The organism is Urbifossiella limnaea (assembly GCF_007747215.1).
In the GTDB taxonomy this organism is placed as follows: Bacteria; Planctomycetota; Planctomycetia; order Gemmatales; family Gemmataceae; genus Urbifossiella; species Urbifossiella limnaea.
Genome location: NZ_CP036273.1, coordinates 4,963,970 through 4,979,308 on the forward strand (window position 1 = coordinate 4,963,970; position 15,339 = coordinate 4,979,308).

The 15,339-nt window shown below is 70.3% G+C and carries 12 protein-coding genes; 5 read left to right on the forward strand and 7 right to left on the reverse strand.

The window, feature by feature from the left end; translation table 11 throughout:
* Positions 1-29: 29 nt before the first annotated feature.
* Entirely contained in the window at positions 30-353 is a 324-nt protein-coding gene (locus ETAA1_RS20260; RefSeq protein ID WP_145241662.1) for a cupin domain-containing protein, read from the reverse strand.
* A 56-nt stretch (positions 354-409) separates the two neighbouring features.
* Here ETAA1_RS20260 and ETAA1_RS20265 point away from each other — a divergent pair, with 56 nt between their 5' ends.
* Positions 410-1,321 carry a sugar phosphate isomerase/epimerase family protein gene (locus ETAA1_RS20265; RefSeq protein WP_145241664.1) on the forward strand — a complete coding sequence of 304 codons (912 nt, stop codon included), beginning with the start codon at positions 410-412 and terminating at the stop codon, positions 1,319-1,321.
* Between the two features lie 50 nt (positions 1,322-1,371).
* On the opposite strand, the gene ETAA1_RS20270 is transcribed toward ETAA1_RS20265, so the two are convergent.
* Positions 1,372-2,778, reverse strand: coding sequence for a DUF1501 domain-containing protein (locus ETAA1_RS20270; RefSeq protein WP_145241666.1), 1,407 nt, complete (start codon positions 2,776-2,778; stop codon positions 1,372-1,374).
* A 155-nt stretch (positions 2,779-2,933) separates the two neighbouring features.
* On the opposite strand from ETAA1_RS20270, the gene ETAA1_RS20275 reads away from it, so the two are divergent.
* Positions 2,934-4,337, forward strand: a complete 1,404-nt coding sequence (locus tag ETAA1_RS20275; protein ID WP_145241668.1) for an SGNH/GDSL hydrolase family protein — start codon at positions 2,934-2,936, stop codon at positions 4,335-4,337.
* Positions 4,338-4,346: 9 nt separating this feature from the next.
* Here the strand turns inward: ETAA1_RS20275 and ETAA1_RS20280 are convergent, their stop codons facing one another.
* Positions 4,347-6,719, reverse strand: coding sequence for a PSD1 and planctomycete cytochrome C domain-containing protein (locus ETAA1_RS20280; protein ID WP_145241670.1), 2,373 nt, complete (start codon positions 6,717-6,719; stop codon positions 4,347-4,349).
* 249 nt (positions 6,720-6,968) lie between these two features.
* On the opposite strand from ETAA1_RS20280, the gene ETAA1_RS20285 reads away from it, so the two are divergent.
* Together ETAA1_RS20285 and truD are read left to right on the forward strand one after the other, a co-directional pair.
* Positions 6,969-7,898: a hypothetical protein gene (locus tag ETAA1_RS20285; RefSeq protein ID WP_145241672.1), complete on the forward strand. Its 930-nt coding sequence runs from the start codon at positions 6,969-6,971 to the stop codon at positions 7,896-7,898.
* Positions 7,895-9,043, forward strand: a complete 1,149-nt coding sequence (gene truD / locus ETAA1_RS20290) for a tRNA pseudouridine(13) synthase TruD (RefSeq protein WP_145241674.1) — start codon at positions 7,895-7,897, stop codon at positions 9,041-9,043. Before ETAA1_RS20285 ends, truD begins: the two co-directional genes overlap by 4 nt.
* Before the next feature lie 35 nt (positions 9,044-9,078).
* Here truD and ETAA1_RS20295 read toward each other — a convergent pair whose 3' ends face one another.
* The 4 genes from ETAA1_RS20295 to ETAA1_RS20310 all read right to left on the reverse strand — a co-directional run bounded on the left by ETAA1_RS20295 (position 9,079) and on the right by ETAA1_RS20310 (position 14,706).
* Entirely contained in the window at positions 9,079-10,224 is a 1,146-nt protein-coding gene (locus ETAA1_RS20295) for a Gfo/Idh/MocA family protein (protein ID WP_145241676.1), read from the reverse strand.
* Positions 10,225-10,363: 139 nt separating this feature from the next.
* A complete protein-coding gene (locus tag ETAA1_RS20300) occupies positions 10,364-12,826 on the reverse strand; it encodes a cytochrome c biogenesis protein (protein WP_145241678.1) in 2,463 nt (820 codons plus the stop codon).
* The gene (locus ETAA1_RS20305; protein WP_145241680.1) at positions 12,823-14,109 is read right to left on the reverse strand and encodes a cytochrome c biogenesis protein ResB; all 1,287 of its coding nucleotides are present in this window, start codon (positions 14,107-14,109) and stop codon (positions 12,823-12,825) included. Before ETAA1_RS20305 ends, ETAA1_RS20300 begins: the two co-directional genes overlap by 4 nt.
* A 24-nt stretch (positions 14,110-14,133) precedes the next feature.
* Positions 14,134-14,706 carry a hypothetical protein gene (locus ETAA1_RS20310; protein WP_145241682.1) on the reverse strand — a complete coding sequence of 191 codons (573 nt, stop codon included), beginning with the start codon at positions 14,704-14,706 and terminating at the stop codon, positions 14,134-14,136.
* A 264-nt stretch (positions 14,707-14,970) separates the two neighbouring features.
* Between ETAA1_RS20310 and ETAA1_RS20315 the strand changes: the two genes are divergently transcribed.
* Complete coding sequence (locus tag ETAA1_RS20315; RefSeq protein ID WP_145241684.1) at positions 14,971-15,297, forward strand: DUF971 domain-containing protein; 327 nt, start codon at positions 14,971-14,973, stop codon at positions 15,295-15,297.
* Positions 15,298-15,339 lie beyond the last annotated feature (42 nt).

Below are 15,339 nucleotides of genomic sequence, written 5' to 3' on the forward strand. Positions count from 1 at the left end.
GTGCGGATAAGAGCCGCCACGGGCAATCCTCAGCCCCCGGCCGAAAAGAACACGGCCAGCCACACCGTCGGTTCGTCGGCCGTCGTCCACTCGACACGGTGCCGCCGACCCGCCGGGATGGTGACGTGGTCGCCGGGGCGCAGTTCGAGGGCACCGTCTTCGAAGCCGAGCCGGGCCGCGCCGCGGACGACGAGCACCCATTCGGCTTCGTCCTGGTCGTACCAGAACCCTGGCGGCGAAGCGTGGCCCTGCGACACAATCCGCTCGACGCGCACGCCGGGGCCGGCGGCGAGCGTCTGCGTCAGCTCCGCGGCCAGGTTCGTCGGCAGGTCTGCGAACAGGTTCGTGGTCATGGTGTCGCCTCGTGCCGTCGGGTAAAATCGGGCCGCCCCGCACCCAGAGGCCCGTCATGGACCGCCGCTCGTTCCTTGCCGCCGCACTCGCTACTGCCGCCCGCCCGACTCGCGCCGCCGAGCCCGCCCCAACGCGCTTCCAGATTGCCTGCATGACGCTGCCGTACTCGCGCTTCCCGCTCGCCCGCGCGCTCGACGGCATCAAGGGCGCCGGCTTCCGGTTCGTCGCCTGGGGCACGACGCACGACGAGGGCGACGGCCGGCCGACGCCCGTGATGCCGAAGGACGCCGAGCCCGCCCGCGCCCGCGAACTCGGCCGCCGCTGCCGCGACCTGGGGCTCGAACCGGTCATGCTGTTCAGCGGCACCTACCCCGAAGCCGCGGACGGTTTCGAGGTGCATCGCCAGCGTATCCTCCAGGCGTCGGCCGCGGGGGTTCAACAAGTGCTGACGTTCGGCCACACGAAGGGCGCGAGCCGCGCCGTGTGGGTGGACCGCTTCCGCCGGCTCGGGCCGATCGCGCGCGACAACAACGTCACGGTCGTGGTGAAGCAGCACGGCGGCGAGACGGGCACCGGCGAGGCGTGCGCCGCCGTCACCCGCGAGGTCAACCACCCGAACGTCAAGGTGAACTACGACGCCGGCAACGTGCTCGACTACCTCGACAAGGACCCCATCCCGGACATCCGCGCGTGCGCGGCGGAGGTGCGGAGCCTGTGCATCAAGGACCACCGCAACTGGCCGCGCGACGAGGACTGCGGCCCCGGCTTCGGCGAGATCGACCACTACCGGCTACTCCACCCGGTCGCGTTCACGGGCCTGCCGATGCCGCTGGCGTGCGAGAACATCTTCGCACCGCTGGTACCGCGCCCGGATCGTGCGGAAGGCGTGGACGCGCTGGCGAAGCGGGCGCGCGAGTTTCTCGAAGTCGTGGTCGCGGGGCTCCATGTGCCGGTCGGGAAGAAGTAGTTCCGTTGCGGCTTGCGTCGGGCGACGCGAAGCCGCAAGCGGCAACGGAACTACGCGAACACCTCGCGCACCACGCGGCCTTTCACGTCGGTCAGCCGGAAGTCGCGGCCGGCGTGGCGGTACGTCAACTTCTCGTGATCCATGCCGAGTGCCGCGAGTAGCGTCGCGTGCAGGTCGTGCATGTGGACCTTGTTCTCCACGGCGTAGTAGCCGAAGTCGTCGGTCGCGCCGACGACGCTGCCGCCCTTCACACCGCCGCCGGCGAGCCACATGCTGAACGCGTGCGGGTTGTGGTCGCGGCCGTCGCCGCCCTGTGCCGTGGGCGTGCGCCCGAACTCGCCGCCCCACCACACCAACGTGTCTTCCAACAGCCCCCGCTGCTTCAGGTCGGTCAGCAGCGCCGCGATCGGCTGGTCCACCTCGCGCGCGTTCTTGGCGTGGTCGCGGGTCAGGTCGCCGTGCTGGTCCCACTTGTAGCTGTGCGTCACCTGCACGAACCGCACGCCGGCCTCGCAGTACCGCCGCGCCAGCAGGCACTGCCGGCCGAAGTTGTCCGTCTCCGGCTGGTTCACGCCGTACTGGTCGAGCACGCGGCGTGATTCCTTCGACAGGTCGGCCACGCCCGGGGCCGCGGCCTGCATCCGGAACGCCAGCTCGAACGACTCGATACGCCCCTCCAGCGCCGGGTCGGCGCCCGCCGCGGCGAGGTGGCCGTGATTCATCTCTCGGAGGAGGTCGAGTTGCATCCGCTGCAACTCGACCGACGGGGCCGTGCTGCGGATGTCGCGGATGCTCGACTCGCGCGCCGGGATGCCGGAGTGGCCGATCGCCGTGCCCTGGAACGCGGCCGGCAGGAACGCGCTCGACCAGTTCTGCACGCCGCCGTGGCCGAGCGTCGGGCAGATGGTCACGAACCCCGGCAGGTTTTGGTTCTCGCTGCCGAGGCCGTAGGTCACCCAGCTGCCGACGCTGGGCCGGACGAACGTGTCGCTGCCGGTGTGGAGTTGCAGCAGCGCCCCGCCGTGGGCCGAGTTGTCGGCGTGGATCGAGCGGATGACGCACAACTCGTCGGCCATGCGGCGGACGTGCGGGAACAGGTCGCTGACGGGGGTACCACTCCGGCCGCCGGGGCGGAACTCCCACGGCGAGCGGAGGAGGTTGCCCGTGGCGGCGAACTGCACCCGCGGCTTCTGCCCCGGGTACGGCTGCCCGTTGTGCCGCGCCAGCAGCGGCTTCGGGTCGAACGTGTCCACCTGCGACGGGCCGCCGTGCATGAACAAGAAGATGACGCGCTTCGCCTTCGCCGGCCGGTGCGGCGGCCGCGGCGCGAGCGGCGATGCCGTCGGCTGCGCGTTCGCCAACCCGGCCAGGGCGAGGAGGCCGAACCCGTTGGCGCTCGCCGTCAGCAAGTCGCGGCGGGAGTAGACGGGTGTCGTGGCGTGGCAGAAGGTTCGCATCGGGTCACGGTTCCGGTTGTGCGGGTCGTACGGGCGGCGGGTCGTGCGGGGTTTGTTCCGGCTGCTCATCGGCGGGTGGCGAGGCGGCGAGCGTGCCGATTCCGTTCAGGTGGTGTCGGCTCGGGAACACGAAACACCAAACACCGAACACAAGCATGACGCGACTCGTGGCCGCCGGCCTGCTGCTCGCCCCGGCGCTGCTCGTTGCCCAGTCGGCACCGTACCCGCCGCCGAAGACGCTCGGCCCCGTCGCGTCGTACGGGGCGAACGTGCAGCGCGCCATGACGCTGCTGGCGACCAGTACGCCGGAGAAGCGGAACACCGTCCGCGTGCTGTTCTACGGCCAGTCGATCACCGCCCAGGCGTGGACCGCCGCCGTGGCCCGCGACCTCCGCGCCCGCTACCCGTTCGCCGACCTGAACGTCGAGAACCGGGCGATCGGCGGCTACTCGTCGAACATGCTCGTCCGCACCGCCGAGGCCGACCTGTACCCGGCGTACCCGGACCTGCTCATCTTTCATGTGTACGGGCCGCCGGCCGAGTACGAGGCCATCATCCGCCGCGTCCGCGAGCGCACCACCGCCGACATCTTCCACGCCACCGACCACCTCACGCCGATTCACCTGGACGCCGTGGACGAGGCCATCGACCCGGCCAAGCTGACCGAGAAGGCCAACCCGCACCGGTGGCAGAACCACGTCTTCTACCCCGACCTGTCGCGGCGGTACGGCACCGAGCTGGCCGACGTGCGCGGGCTGTGGCGGCAGTACCTCCGCGACCACAAGCTGCGGGTCGAAGACCTGAACGGCGACCCCATCCACCCGAACGCCCACGGCGACTACCTCATGGCCGAGATCGTCAAGGCCCACCTCCGCCACCGCCCCGACCTGCCGGCCGACGCGTGGAAGGACCGCGTCCGCACCCACGCCGTCGGCACCGACGTCCGCTGGGAGAACGGCAAGCTGTCCCTCCCGTTCGACGGCAACCGGGTGGACCTGCTGTTCCGGCCGGGCGCGGCGGGCAGTCCGGTCGAGGTTCGGGTCGACGGCAAGCGGCCGTCCGAATTCCCCGAGTTGCTCCTGGCGACGCGGACGTACAACGTCGAGCCGCCGCAGCCGAAGCCGCTGCTGATGCGGGTCGGCGCCACGGCCCCGCGCGTCGTCGAGGAGTGGACGCTCACCGCGACCGACTTCACCGACGGCGGCCGCCGCTTCAAGTACACGGTGGCCGGCTCGGTGACCGGCCCCGACGGCGGCGGCGACTCGGCGGCGCCGTTCGTGTCCAAGTCCGGGCGGGTGGCGATCGACCCGGCCGACTTCAACGCCTACGCCCTGACCGAGACGATGACGCTGCACAAGCAGGCCCGGCTCGTGACGCGGTGGAACGTCGTCCCGCAGTCGGTCGATTCCGCCGCCGCGCCGCCGGCCCGCGGCCCGGGGTTCGAGGCCGCGGTGACCGCGGTGCAGGGGCTCCGCCCGGGCCGGCACGTCCTGGAACTCACCGCCGGAACAGACGCCGCGTTGGAGGCGGTGCGAGTCTACAACCCGCCGCTCCGCTGACGCCGCGCGTTACTCCACGTACACGAACTCGCTGCTGGCGAACACCACGTGGCACCAGGCCGCCCACGCCCGCGGGCGGCGCTCGGCACCCTCCAGCGCCGCGGCGTAGCGCCCCACGAAGGCCAGTGCCCGCGCGGTCTCCTCCGTCGTCGGCGGCCGACCGTAGGCGCGCTCGTAGGCCGCGGCCACACGGCCCGCGTCGTCGGCCGGTAGCTTGAGCAACGACTCCGCGAGCGCCGCCGCCTGCCTGGCCACGAACGGGTTGTTCATCAGGTACAGCGCCTGCGGGGCGACCACCGTCACGGCGCGCTTGCCGTTCGACACGTGCGGCTCGACGAAGTCGAACGTCTGGAAGAAGTCGAAGACGTTGTTACGGATCACCGGCAGGTACAGGCTGCGGCGGGCGTTGTCGTAGCGGGCCACGCCGCGGGCGCGATCGTTGTTGATGTACTCGAAGTTGCCGTTCTCCAACAGCGTGCCGCCGGCGGTGCGGTCGAGCGTGCCGGCGACCGCGAGCATCGCGTCGCGGACCGCCTCGGCTTCGAGCCGCCGCCGCGGGAAGTGCGACAGCAGCCGGTTATCGGGATCGACCGCCGCCGCGGCCGCGGGCACCGGCCGGCTCGCCATCTGGTACGTGTCGGATAGCAGGATCAGCCGGTGGAGCGACTTCAGACTCCAACCGTTCTTGACGAACTGGGCGGCGAGCCAGTCGAGGAGTTCGGGGTGGCTCGGCCGCTCGCCGCGGGTGCCGAAGTCGTCCGGCGTGCGGACCAGCCCCTCGCCGAAGTGGTGCTGCCAGACGCGGTTCACCAGCACCCGCGCCGTCAGCGGGTTGTCCGCCGACGCGACCCACCGCGCCAGTTCGAGCCGGCCGCTGGCCTTCGCCGGAATCGAAGGTGCCTTGTCGCTCACAACCCGGAGGAAGCCGCGCGGGGCCAGCTCGCCGAGCGTCTGCGTATTGCCGCGGACGTGAACCTTCACATCGGCCGGATTCGCCTCGTCCTGCACCGCGAGCACGACCGCCGGCGGCGGCACGGTCTTCTCCAACTGCTTGATCTCGGCGCGGCGCTCCTCGGCTTTCAGGTGAAGGGCGTGCCGCTTGTCCTTGTCGGTAGCCGGCAGCTTGCCGAACTCCTGCTCCAGCGTCCGCAGTTCCTTCGTCACCAGCTTCAGGCGGTCGCGGTAGAGCAGCGTCTCGGGCGAGTCCTTCGGGCCGAGCGGCCGCTCGTGCGCCTTCGCCACCGTGGCCAGGGTGGCCATCGTCTTCGTGCTCTTGAAGATGCCGGCGAGCGCGTAGTAGTCGCGCGTCGGGATGGGGTCGAACTTGTGGTCGTGGCAGCGGGCGCAGCTGACGGTCAGCCCGAGGAACGCCTTGCCGGCCACGTCGATCTGCTCGTCCACGATGTCCATCACCATCTTGGCCTTGTCCGGCTCGGCGAGCAGCTTCGGCCCGAGCACCAGGAAGCCGGTCGCGGTGAGGCGGTCCTCGCGCGTCGCGGCGTCGTCCGGCAGCAGGTCGCCGGCCAGTTGTTCGAGCACGAACCGGTCGTAGGGCTTGTCGGTGTTGAAGGCGCGGACGACGTAGTCGCGGTAGCGCCAGGCGTTGCCGAAGGCGGTGTTCTCGTCGAGGCCGTTGCTGTCGGCGTAGCGGGCCACGTCGAGCCAGTGCCGCGCCCACCGCTCGCCGTAGGCCGACGAGGCGAGCAACCGATCGACCACGCGGGCGAACGCACCATCGCCCCGGTCGGCAAGGAACGCGGCGACCTCCTCCGGCGTCGGCGGCAGGCCCGTCAGGTCGTAGGTGACGCGGCGGATGAGGGTGCGGCGGTCGGCCGGCGGCGCCGGGGTCAGCCCCGCGGCGTCGAGCCGGGTGCGAACGAAGGCGTCGATCCGGGACTGCGTTGGGTGATTCGTGTCGGGTACTTTCGGCTCCCGAACGGGCTGAAAGGCCCAGAATCGCTTTTGATCGTCGGTGATGCCCCCGTCCCATCTCCCGCCGCTTGCGGCGGTGACGCCCGTTCCGCCGGGCCAGACGGCGCCGTCCTTCACCCACTTCTCCAGCGCCGCGATCTGGTCCGGCCGCAGCTTACCTTTCGGCGGCATCTTCAGGTCGCCGCCGTAGCGGACGGTCTCGACCAGGAGGCTCTTGTCGGCGTGCCCCGGCACCACGACCGGCCCGCTCTCGCCGCCGGCCGCCAGCTCCGCGGCGGTCGTCAGCTTGAGGCCGCCCTTCGCCTTGCCGTCCTTGCCGTGGCAGCCGCCGCAGTGTTCGAGAAGTAGCGGGCGGACGTGCTTCTCGAAGTGCTCGGCCGCCGGCTGGGCCGCTGCAATTACGGGGCTCAACAACACGACAGACGCGACGAGCGCGGCTCGGAGCGACATGCGGAAACCCTGCGAACAGGCCGGACGAGCGGGGGGGTAGGCTGTGGACATTCTAGCCCGCACCGGCGGGCGCGGCCAAGCGGCGAAGGCCTCTCCCAACTTGCCCCGCTTACCGGACCGTAACACACACCGCACTCTCACCCGATCCGTGGCGTGGCAAGCTGCAACGGTTGGCGCGGTCCTGCGAGCCCTGCCGATCTTGTGGGTGTGACGCAAGCCGGCGAAGCCGGCGGGGCCGGAGGACGCGGGATGACCAGGGTGACGTGCTTACTCCTGACCGCGGTGGCGACCCTGGCCGGCGGCGGGGGCTGCGTCAGCTGCGCCACCCACGCGGCCCGCGTGAACTGGGAAGCCGGCCCGACCTGCCCCGTGCCGGTGGTCGAGCGACAGCACGTCTACACGGTCCTGGTTAACGGCGCCTGCCCGGCCGGCGGGTGCAGCCTCGAAGGGCTCCGCGACGGACTCGTGGAGCGCGGCTTCGTCAAGAACTACTTCGGCCAGGTCGTCCACACGCCCTGGCTGGCGTACGAGATGCGGGGCGTGGCGCAATGCGACCCGGCCGCGCGGTTCGTTGTGGTGGGTGCCGACATCGGCTGCCCGCTCGCCGCCCGGCTGGCGCGTCAGGCCGCAGCCGACGGCCTCGTCGTGGACGCCCTCGTCCTCCTCGACCCGGTGCTGATGCCGACCGCGGCCGACTGCCCGGTCCGCACGGTACTGGTGACGACGGGCGGGGACTCCACCTGCGCCCACACGGAGCGTGCGGCCGTGGAGGGGGCGAACCGCCTGACGCTGCCGGGCCATTCGGGCACGGTCGACTTCGTGTGCAGGCTGCTCACCGAGTCGGCGAGCCGCGTCGAACTGCCGGCGGTGATTACCGAGGTGATTGTGGACCCGGACACGCGGCAGCCGCGCGACCTGTCGCCGCCGCCGGGGCTGCCGGGCGAGTGGCTGTTCCTGCACGACCAGCCGGGCTACGTGCCGCCGCCGCTGCCGAGCCCGTACCCGAACGTCGGCCCGATCGCCCCGTCGCTGGTGCCGCGCGGCGGGTACGTCTTCCCCGAACGGCTGCCGCGGCCGCAGTTCACCCCGTGGCCCGGGCAGGTTCCCGTCCCGGTCCCTGGGCAGCCGTTGCCGTCACCGCGACCCGTGGAAGCCGGCCCCGTATCACAGACCCGATGAAGCTGAAGCAGACGCCCGACGACTTCCGCGTCGAGGAACTGACCGACGTGGCGCCGGGCGGCGGCGAATTCAGCCTGTACCGGCTCGACAAGACCGGCTGGACCACGCCCGACGCCATCAGCGCTGTCCGCCGCCGCTGGCAACTCGACGCCCGGCGGGTGAGCTACGGCGGCCTCAAGGACCGCCACGCCGTGACGAGCCAGCACCTCACGGTGTGGCGCGGCCCGCCACGCGGCTTGCAACACGAGCGCGTCACGCTGACGTATCTGGGGCAGGTTCAGGAGCCGTTCACCGCCGCCGGCATCCGTGCGAACCGCTTCACGATCACGCTGCGGTCCCTGGACCGCGGCGCGATCGAACGGGCAGAAGTCGCCCTGACCGAAGTCGCGGACGCCGGACTGCCCAATTACTTCGACGACCAGCGGTTCGGGTCCGTCGGCGACACCGGCGAGTTCGTGGCGAAGGAAATGGTGTTCGGCCGCTTCGAGCGCGCCCTGTGGCTGGCCCTGGCCGCGCCGTACGAGTTCGACCGGGCCGAAGCCAAGCGCGAGAAGCAACAGCTGCGCGACGGCTGGGGCGACTGGCCGAAGCTGAAGGCGAAGCTGCCGAAGGGGCACGCCCGTAGTCTGGTCGATTACCTGGTCCACCACCCGACCGACTTCAAGGGTGCCGTCGCCCGACTGCGTCCGGAGTTGCAGGGGCTGTACCTCGCGGCGTACCAGAGCATGTTGTGGAACCGAATGCTCGCGGCGTGGCTGACCCGGCAGGCGACAGAATTGGCCACGGTCGAGTTGAAGCTCGGCCGGGTGCCGGTGCCGCGGCGTGCGCCCGGGGGCGAGTGGGAAACGCTGACGCTGCCGCTGCCGTCGGCGCGGATGCGACCGCAGCCGGGCGAGGAGTGGGCGGAACTCGCCGCCGAGGTACTGGCGGCCGAGGGGCTGACGCTGCCGGAATTGAAGGTGAAGGGCCTGCAGAAGCCGTTCTTCTCGAAGGGCGACCGGGCCGGCTGTGTCCGCCCCGAGGGGCTGTGCCACAGTGCGGGTGCGGACGAGCGGAACGCCGGGCGGGTGAAGCTGGAACTGCGGTTCGACCTGCCGCGCGGGAGCTACGCGACGATGCTGGTGAAGCGGGTGACGGAGGTGTAACGTGGGGCCGGTCGGAAACCGGCCCCACGGCTCGATCAGTACGCCGGAATCTCGACCTGCTGGCCGCCGGCCAGGGCACTCTCGTGGGCGCAGATGCCGACGAGCGTCCAGTTCGCGCTGGTCGGCGCGTCGGGGAACGCCGGCCGGTCGCCGAGCACGGCCATCAGGAAGTTGTGCGTCAGGTGCGGGTGACTGCCGCCGTGGCCGCCGCCCTGCAGGAAGCTCAGGTGGTCCGCGTCCTGGATCGCCTGCGGCATCGTGAACGTGCGGATCGGCTCCGGCAGCAGGTGCGCGAAGTCCGGCACCTTCACCCGGCTCGGGATCTCCAGCTCCGTCAGCGGCTTCTCGGGCGTATTCTTGGTGTGGACGACAGGGTCCTCGCCCTCGACCTGCTGCCACTCGAAGCTCTTCTTCGAGCCGGTCACGTCGAAGCTCTCGCGGTACTGGCGGGCCACGTCGAACAGGCTGCGGGTCACCTCGGCACACACGTCGGTGCCCTTGATGGTGAACGTGGCCGTCTCCACCGCGAACGGGCTGTTGTACTTCGGCACCAGCTCCTCGCGGATGCGGCCGGAGCCGTAGCAGCTCACCTTCCCCGCCAGGGCCGGCGCCCCGGGCTTGCTGAGCAGCGCGAGGCACGGGCTGACGCAGTGCGTGGCGTACCACATCGGCGGCAGGCCGGGCCAGTAGTCGGGCCAGCCGTCCATGTCCTGCTGGTGGCTGCCGCGGAGGAACTGCACGCGGCCCAACTCGCCCTTGTCGTACAGCTCGCGGGCGAACAGGTACTCCCGGGCGTACACGACGGTTTCCATCATCATGTACACCTTCCCGGTCCGCCGCTGCAGCTCGACGATCTCGCGGATCTGCTCCTTCGTCGTGGCCATCGGCACGGTGCAGGCGACGTGCTTGCCGGCCTTCAGCGCGGCGATGCTCTGCGGCCCGTGGTCGGGGATCGGGCTGTTGATGTGGACGGCGTCGATGTCCGGGTCCTTGAGCAGGTCCTCGTAGCTGGTGAACCGCTTGGGGATGCCGTACTTGTCGGCCGTCTTGTCGAGCTCGGCCTTGTTCCGCCGGCACACGGCGACGATCTCGGCGTTCGGGTGCTTCTGGTAGATGGGGATGAACTCGGCCCCGAACCCGAGGCCGACGACGGCGACCCGGACCTTTTTGTCCGACGACATGGGAGTGCCTCTGTGGGATGAATTGAGTTGTCGGAAAGATAGGAACGGCGGGGCGGGAAGCAAGAAAGTGTGGGGCACTCCGTTCGCCGCTTGCGGCGTAGCGGCGTGGACGCCGCTACGCCGCAAGCGGCAGAACCGATCAACGCTTCTTCGCCTTCTTCTTCACCACCGTCGGCCCCGCGGCCGGCGCAGTAGTCGCCGCGACTGCGACCACGGGCACTTCCGTGCGACGCCGCGTGGCGCTGGCCCAGAACCGTGCCGGGATCAGGCCGAGGCCCATGATGAGCAGTTGGCTCAGCCAGAAGTTAGTGCAGCCGTCGGCGAGGCGGGTGTCGAACCCGTAGGCGTGCAGGCCGATGCCGAGCTGGTTGGTGCCGAACCAGCTCCACGCGCAGATCACGTTGCCGAACAACGCCAGCACCGCGACGCCGCGCGTCTTCACCATGCCGCACCAGCGGGCGTGCAGGATCAGCGCGTTCCACAGCACGATCAGCACCGCCCCGTTCTCCTTCGGGTCCCAGCCCCAGAAGCGGCCCCAGCTCTGGTCGGCCCAGATGCCGCCGAGCACGGTGCCGACGAAGCTCAGGAGCGTGGCGAAGCACACGACGCCGTAGATCATCTGGCCGAGCACTTTGCCCTTCTCGGCGTCGAGGGCCATGCCGGCGAGCGGCTTCGCGGCCGCGGGGAGTTGCCCGGTCGCCAGCGGCTTCCCGTTCGCGTCCACGGCGGTGTCGCCGGCCTTCAGGAACAGCAGGCCGCCGGCGTAGAACGCGGCCGCGCCGCCGGCCACCACCAGGATCACCAGCGGGATGTTCGGGTGGAACCACTCGAACTTCGCGGCCGCGGCGGTGCAGAAGAACCACAGCAGGATCATCGGCACGCCCACGATCCCGGCCGCGGCCGCGCCGAACGACAGCAGCCCGCCCAGCGACGGCGGCTGCGGGCTGGTGAAGCCGTCCTTCACGACCGTGGCGCACTGTAACAGCACGTATACGGCCCCGAGGAACCCGGCGAAGAACGTGGCGGTGTAGCCGAGCGTCACGGTGGTAACGTGCGTGGCGAGCCAGAAGTTGGTGTCGAGCACCGCCTGCATCATTTCGAGCGTGTCGTCGGTCGCCAGGTTGTGGGCGACGATTGTGGTCGCCAGCCCGAGTACGCCGGCGACGGCGTTGCCGATGCCGATGCGGAAGATGCGCTCGAGCACCAGGCCGAGCACCACGCAGCCCCAGCCGATGAACACGGCCGACGAGTACAGGTTCGTCACGAACACGAACGGCCGGTCCATCACGTACATCCGCACGATCAGCGCGGCGGTGTGGACGAGGACCGTGGCGTACAGCACCCACCCGGCCGACTTCTGGAGTGCGGCGCCCCACGCCGGCTTCTCCGACGCCGACGCGATCAGCCCGGCTGCGGCCAGGAGGAAGACCATCCCGTACAGCACGGTGCAGTAGTAGAACGGGGCGAACCGGTTGTATCCCGTCTCGACGCGGACCGCGGCCTTGTCCCGCGGGCTGACGTGGTCCAGGTACTTGGCGTGGTACTCGGCGACGATCCGGTTGAACTCGTCGGGCTTGTTCTCGCGGTACGCGGTCACCATCCCCTGCCACGCGGCGGCCACCGGGTCGGCGACGAGCCGCGCCTCCCCCTCGGAGCGGAGGTACGACCGCACCGCCGACTGGTCGGCCTGGGGCAGCAGCGGCAGCGCCGTCTCGACCCACTCTCGTCGCTCCTCGTCCGGAATCAACGCGGGGCTAATCTTCAGCCGCTCCTGCACCGACGTCAGAAACTCCGCCTTCTGCTCGGCCGACAGCCGGGCCGGGTCGATCCCCTCCACGGGGCCGATCAGCTGGATCGCCTCGTCGGCCGTGAGGGCGTTGATGCGGGCGTCCGGGAGCAACTCGCGCAGCTTGTTCATCGCGGCGAGCAGGGCGTCGCGGAGGGCGTTGTCGCGGTAGTCGCCGAGGCTCGTCCACTTCGTGTCGTCCGTCTGCGGCGGCAGGAGCAGCAGCGCGTTCGACTGCTGATCCAGCCCGCGGAAGCGAGCCAGGTTCATGAACAGCTGCAGCCGGCTGGCCAGCTCCGACATCTTCGTCTCGTACAGCGAGACCTTCTGCCCCGCCTGCCGCTTCTGCGCCGTGACCGACGCGGTCTTCAGCACGACGTTGATGCTCTTGCCGATCTCCTCCACGGAGTATCGCAGGTCGGCGTTCGGCGCCAGCTTTAGCTCGGTGAGCACCTGCTCGTTGTCGATGCGGAACACCTTGTACTTGTAGACCGAACTCTTCTCCTCGCGGCTGCTCGCCAGCACCTCCAGGTACCACTTGATCGCCGGCTGTCGGTCGCCCTTCAGGTCGATGTACTCCTCGCGGCCGCTGATCGACCGCATGTACAGGCGGATGGCCGAGTCGAGCGGCTTCACCCGGCCGCCCTCCACGACCGGGATGCGGGCGAACGCTTCGAGGTCGAACGGCTGCCGCGGCGGGTTCATTCGCCCGGCCGCCGACGCCAGGTACATGCCGACGACGGCCAGGCAGACGTAGGGGAGGTACCAGCCGGACGGGCGCGGGGCGCGGGCGGGCGCGGGGTCGGTCGGGGTCATACCGCGGCCCTCCGGGTGAGGAACTGGGAGAAGTAGATGCCGAAGTGCAGCAGCAGCCCCGCCGACACGACCACGCACGACACGTAGGGGATCAGCCAGCCGGGGTTCTTCACCACCTGCAGGACCGTCGTCTTCTCGGTCGTGTGGTCGAAGTTGCTCTGGTAGAACGTCTCGCCGCGGTGCCGCAGCGGGTCGTTCATGCTGATGGTCACGTCGCGCTCGAGTTGCTGGTCGGGGTCGCGGAGGATGACCCGGCTCGAATAGTTCTTCGCCTTCTCGGTGCCGAGGTAGCGGTCGAAGCGGAACTTGATCAGCTCCAGGCTGTACGGCTTGTAGTAGCGGGCGAAGCGCATCCCGAACTGGTACTTGGTGCCGTCCACCGTCAGTTCGTCCTGCTGCTCCTGGAGCGAGAACCGCAGGGCGACGAGGAACGTCCCCAGGCTGTCGCCCGTCCCCTTGCGGAAGAACGTGACGTAGGCCGCCGGCATGTCCACCTTCGACTCGGTGCTGACGCCCGACTCCTCGCCCTTCGGGATGGCGACGAACATCTTGCCGAACAGGCCCGCGGTGGCCGGGTTCGGCTCCTTCGTCTCGGCCGCGCGGAGGAGCGACGAGTTCGCCATGTACTTGGTCACCTGCACGTCAACCGGCAGGGCCGGGTCGCTGACCTTGCCGCCGCCCTGTAGCAGGCTCTGCGGCACCACCACGACCTTGTCCTTGTCGCCGTCGGGCGTGACGAACGCCAGCTCGACGTGCCGCGAGTCCTCGGCGTAGTTCGCGGAGCCGCCCTCGTCGATCGTCATCCGCTGCTCGACGGCGAACTCGCGGGTGACGAACTCGCCGACGAACAGGAGGATGAGCCCGGAGTGGATGAGGATGACGCCCGACCGCTTCCACGTGAGGCGGAAGCGGACCATGTGGGCGGCGATGAGGTTGAGGAGCATCGCCCCGCCGAGGAGCTTGCCGCCGGGGAGCGGGAACCCGCCGCCCCAGCGGGCGTCCTTCGACACCCACTCGGCGAGGAACACGGAACAGAACTGCCGGATCAGGTCGGAGGGAACCCACACGAAGTACGACCAGAAGTACTGATCGACGACGGTCCAGATGCCGTTGTCCATCTGGGCGAGGGTGCCGAAGAAGACGAGGGCGACGGCGAAGCCGAACAGCCAGACGGTGAGGCGCAGCGACGCCAGCCCCTTGAGTGCCAGCAGGGCGTAGTCGTGCGGCTGGCGCCCGGGGCGCGGCTCGGAGGCCGGGGCGGGTTCGACCGTGGTCGGAGTCATGATGTCCTCGTGCGTCCGAACGGCTCAGCGGCCCTTGCCCATCATCGGCGCGGCGGACGGATTCTTGTTGCCGCGGATGTCCACGCGCCGCACCGGGCCGCCGGCGGCGTCCACCTTCGTCGTGTACCGCGCCTCGTCGCCCGCGGCGGCGGCGTTGCCGAGCATTTTTACCCAGCGATCCAGGTTCCCTTCGACGCCGCCGCCGGACGCCACCAGCGTGACCTCCAGCTGCGGGTCGGGCAGCTTGAGTGTCAGCTTAACGAGCCCGGCGCGGCCCGGCCCGATGCTCCAACCGGCGGGCGGCGTGAAGTCGGGCGTCGCCTTCTCTCCCTTGTACCGGATCGTCTTCAGCAGCAGGTCGAAGCCGGCCTCGTGCTTGGCGAGCGCGTCGGACTCGCCGCTGAGCTTGAAGAACCACACCGGCTCGTCGGCCGGCACCATCGCTCCGAGGAGGCGGTACTTGCCGGTGTTGGCCGGCGCCGTCGCGACCGCGGCCCGCGGGGCGTGGTACGAGTTCACCCCGTCGCCACCGCCACAGCCGACGAACGACGCCGCGGCGAACAAGGCGACGAACGGCAGGGCGCGGCGGGAGGGCATCGCGTTCGGTCTCGGGGACGGCCCGCGGGCGGCCGGGGGGGCGGGGTAGTGTCATTGTTCAGACCGCAGAGCGGCACGTCAAGGCAACCCGGGCCCGCGGGAAGGCAACCCGGGCCCGCGGCTGCCGGGCGGAAGCACGGCTGTGGTCCGCGGCTCCCACCCGGCGGCTGACGCCGCCGGTTCGCCGCGGAGTGGCACGCCAAGGCAACCCGGGCCGGCGGCCGTACCTATAATCAGCGGCGTCCGACCGAACGGGGGCGTGCGATGGCGACGGCGGCGAGTCCGACGGCACTGCGGCGTGAGGGCGACGGCCTCCGCATCGACTGGGCCGACGGCGCGAGCACGTTCACCGCGTGGCGGACGCTCCGCAAGGCGTGCCCGTGTGCGGCCTGCACCGAGGACGGCAAGAAGCCGCCGGACCCGTTCCGCGTGCTGACGCCGCAGGAGGCCGCGGCCGGGCCGCCGGCGCCGACCGCGATGCGGCCCGTCGGCCGGTACGCGTACCAGATCGAGTGGAACGACGGCCACGACACGGGAATTTACCCACTAGAGTTGCTACGGCGGCTCGGGGAAATGACCAATTCCCAATGACCCACCAATGACCTAGGACAGAACCGCAAGTATTCCTTGGTC

Coding starts and splice junctions, on each gene's coding strand:
- truD (WP_145241674.1), top strand. CDS start 7,895: ATGAAGCTGAAGCAGACGCCCGACGACTTCCGCGTCGAGGAACTGACC.
- ETAA1_RS20265 (WP_145241664.1), top strand. CDS start 410: ATGGACCGCCGCTCGTTCCTTGCCGCCGCACTCGCTACTGCCGCCCGC.
- ETAA1_RS20275 (WP_145241668.1), top strand. CDS start 2,934: ATGACGCGACTCGTGGCCGCCGGCCTGCTGCTCGCCCCGGCGCTGCTC.
- ETAA1_RS20270 (WP_145241666.1), bottom strand. CDS start 2,778: ATGCGAACCTTCTGCCACGCCACGACACCCGTCTACTCCCGCCGCGAC.
- ETAA1_RS20260 (WP_145241662.1), bottom strand. CDS start 353: ATGACCACGAACCTGTTCGCAGACCTGCCGACGAACCTGGCCGCGGAG.
- ETAA1_RS20280 (WP_145241670.1), bottom strand. CDS start 6,719: ATGTCGCTCCGAGCCGCGCTCGTCGCGTCTGTCGTGTTGTTGAGCCCC.
- ETAA1_RS20305 (WP_145241680.1), bottom strand. CDS start 14,109: ATGACTCCGACCACGGTCGAACCCGCCCCGGCCTCCGAGCCGCGCCCC.
- ETAA1_RS20300 (WP_145241678.1), bottom strand. CDS start 12,826: ATGACCCCGACCGACCCCGCGCCCGCCCGCGCCCCGCGCCCGTCCGGC.
- ETAA1_RS20310 (WP_145241682.1), bottom strand. CDS start 14,706: ATGCCCTCCCGCCGCGCCCTGCCGTTCGTCGCCTTGTTCGCCGCGGCG.
- ETAA1_RS20295 (WP_145241676.1), bottom strand. CDS start 10,224: ATGTCGTCGGACAAAAAGGTCCGGGTCGCCGTCGTCGGCCTCGGGTTC.
- ETAA1_RS20315 (WP_145241684.1), top strand. CDS start 14,971: ATGGCGACGGCGGCGAGTCCGACGGCACTGCGGCGTGAGGGCGACGGC.
- ETAA1_RS20285 (WP_145241672.1), top strand. CDS start 6,969: ATGACCAGGGTGACGTGCTTACTCCTGACCGCGGTGGCGACCCTGGCC.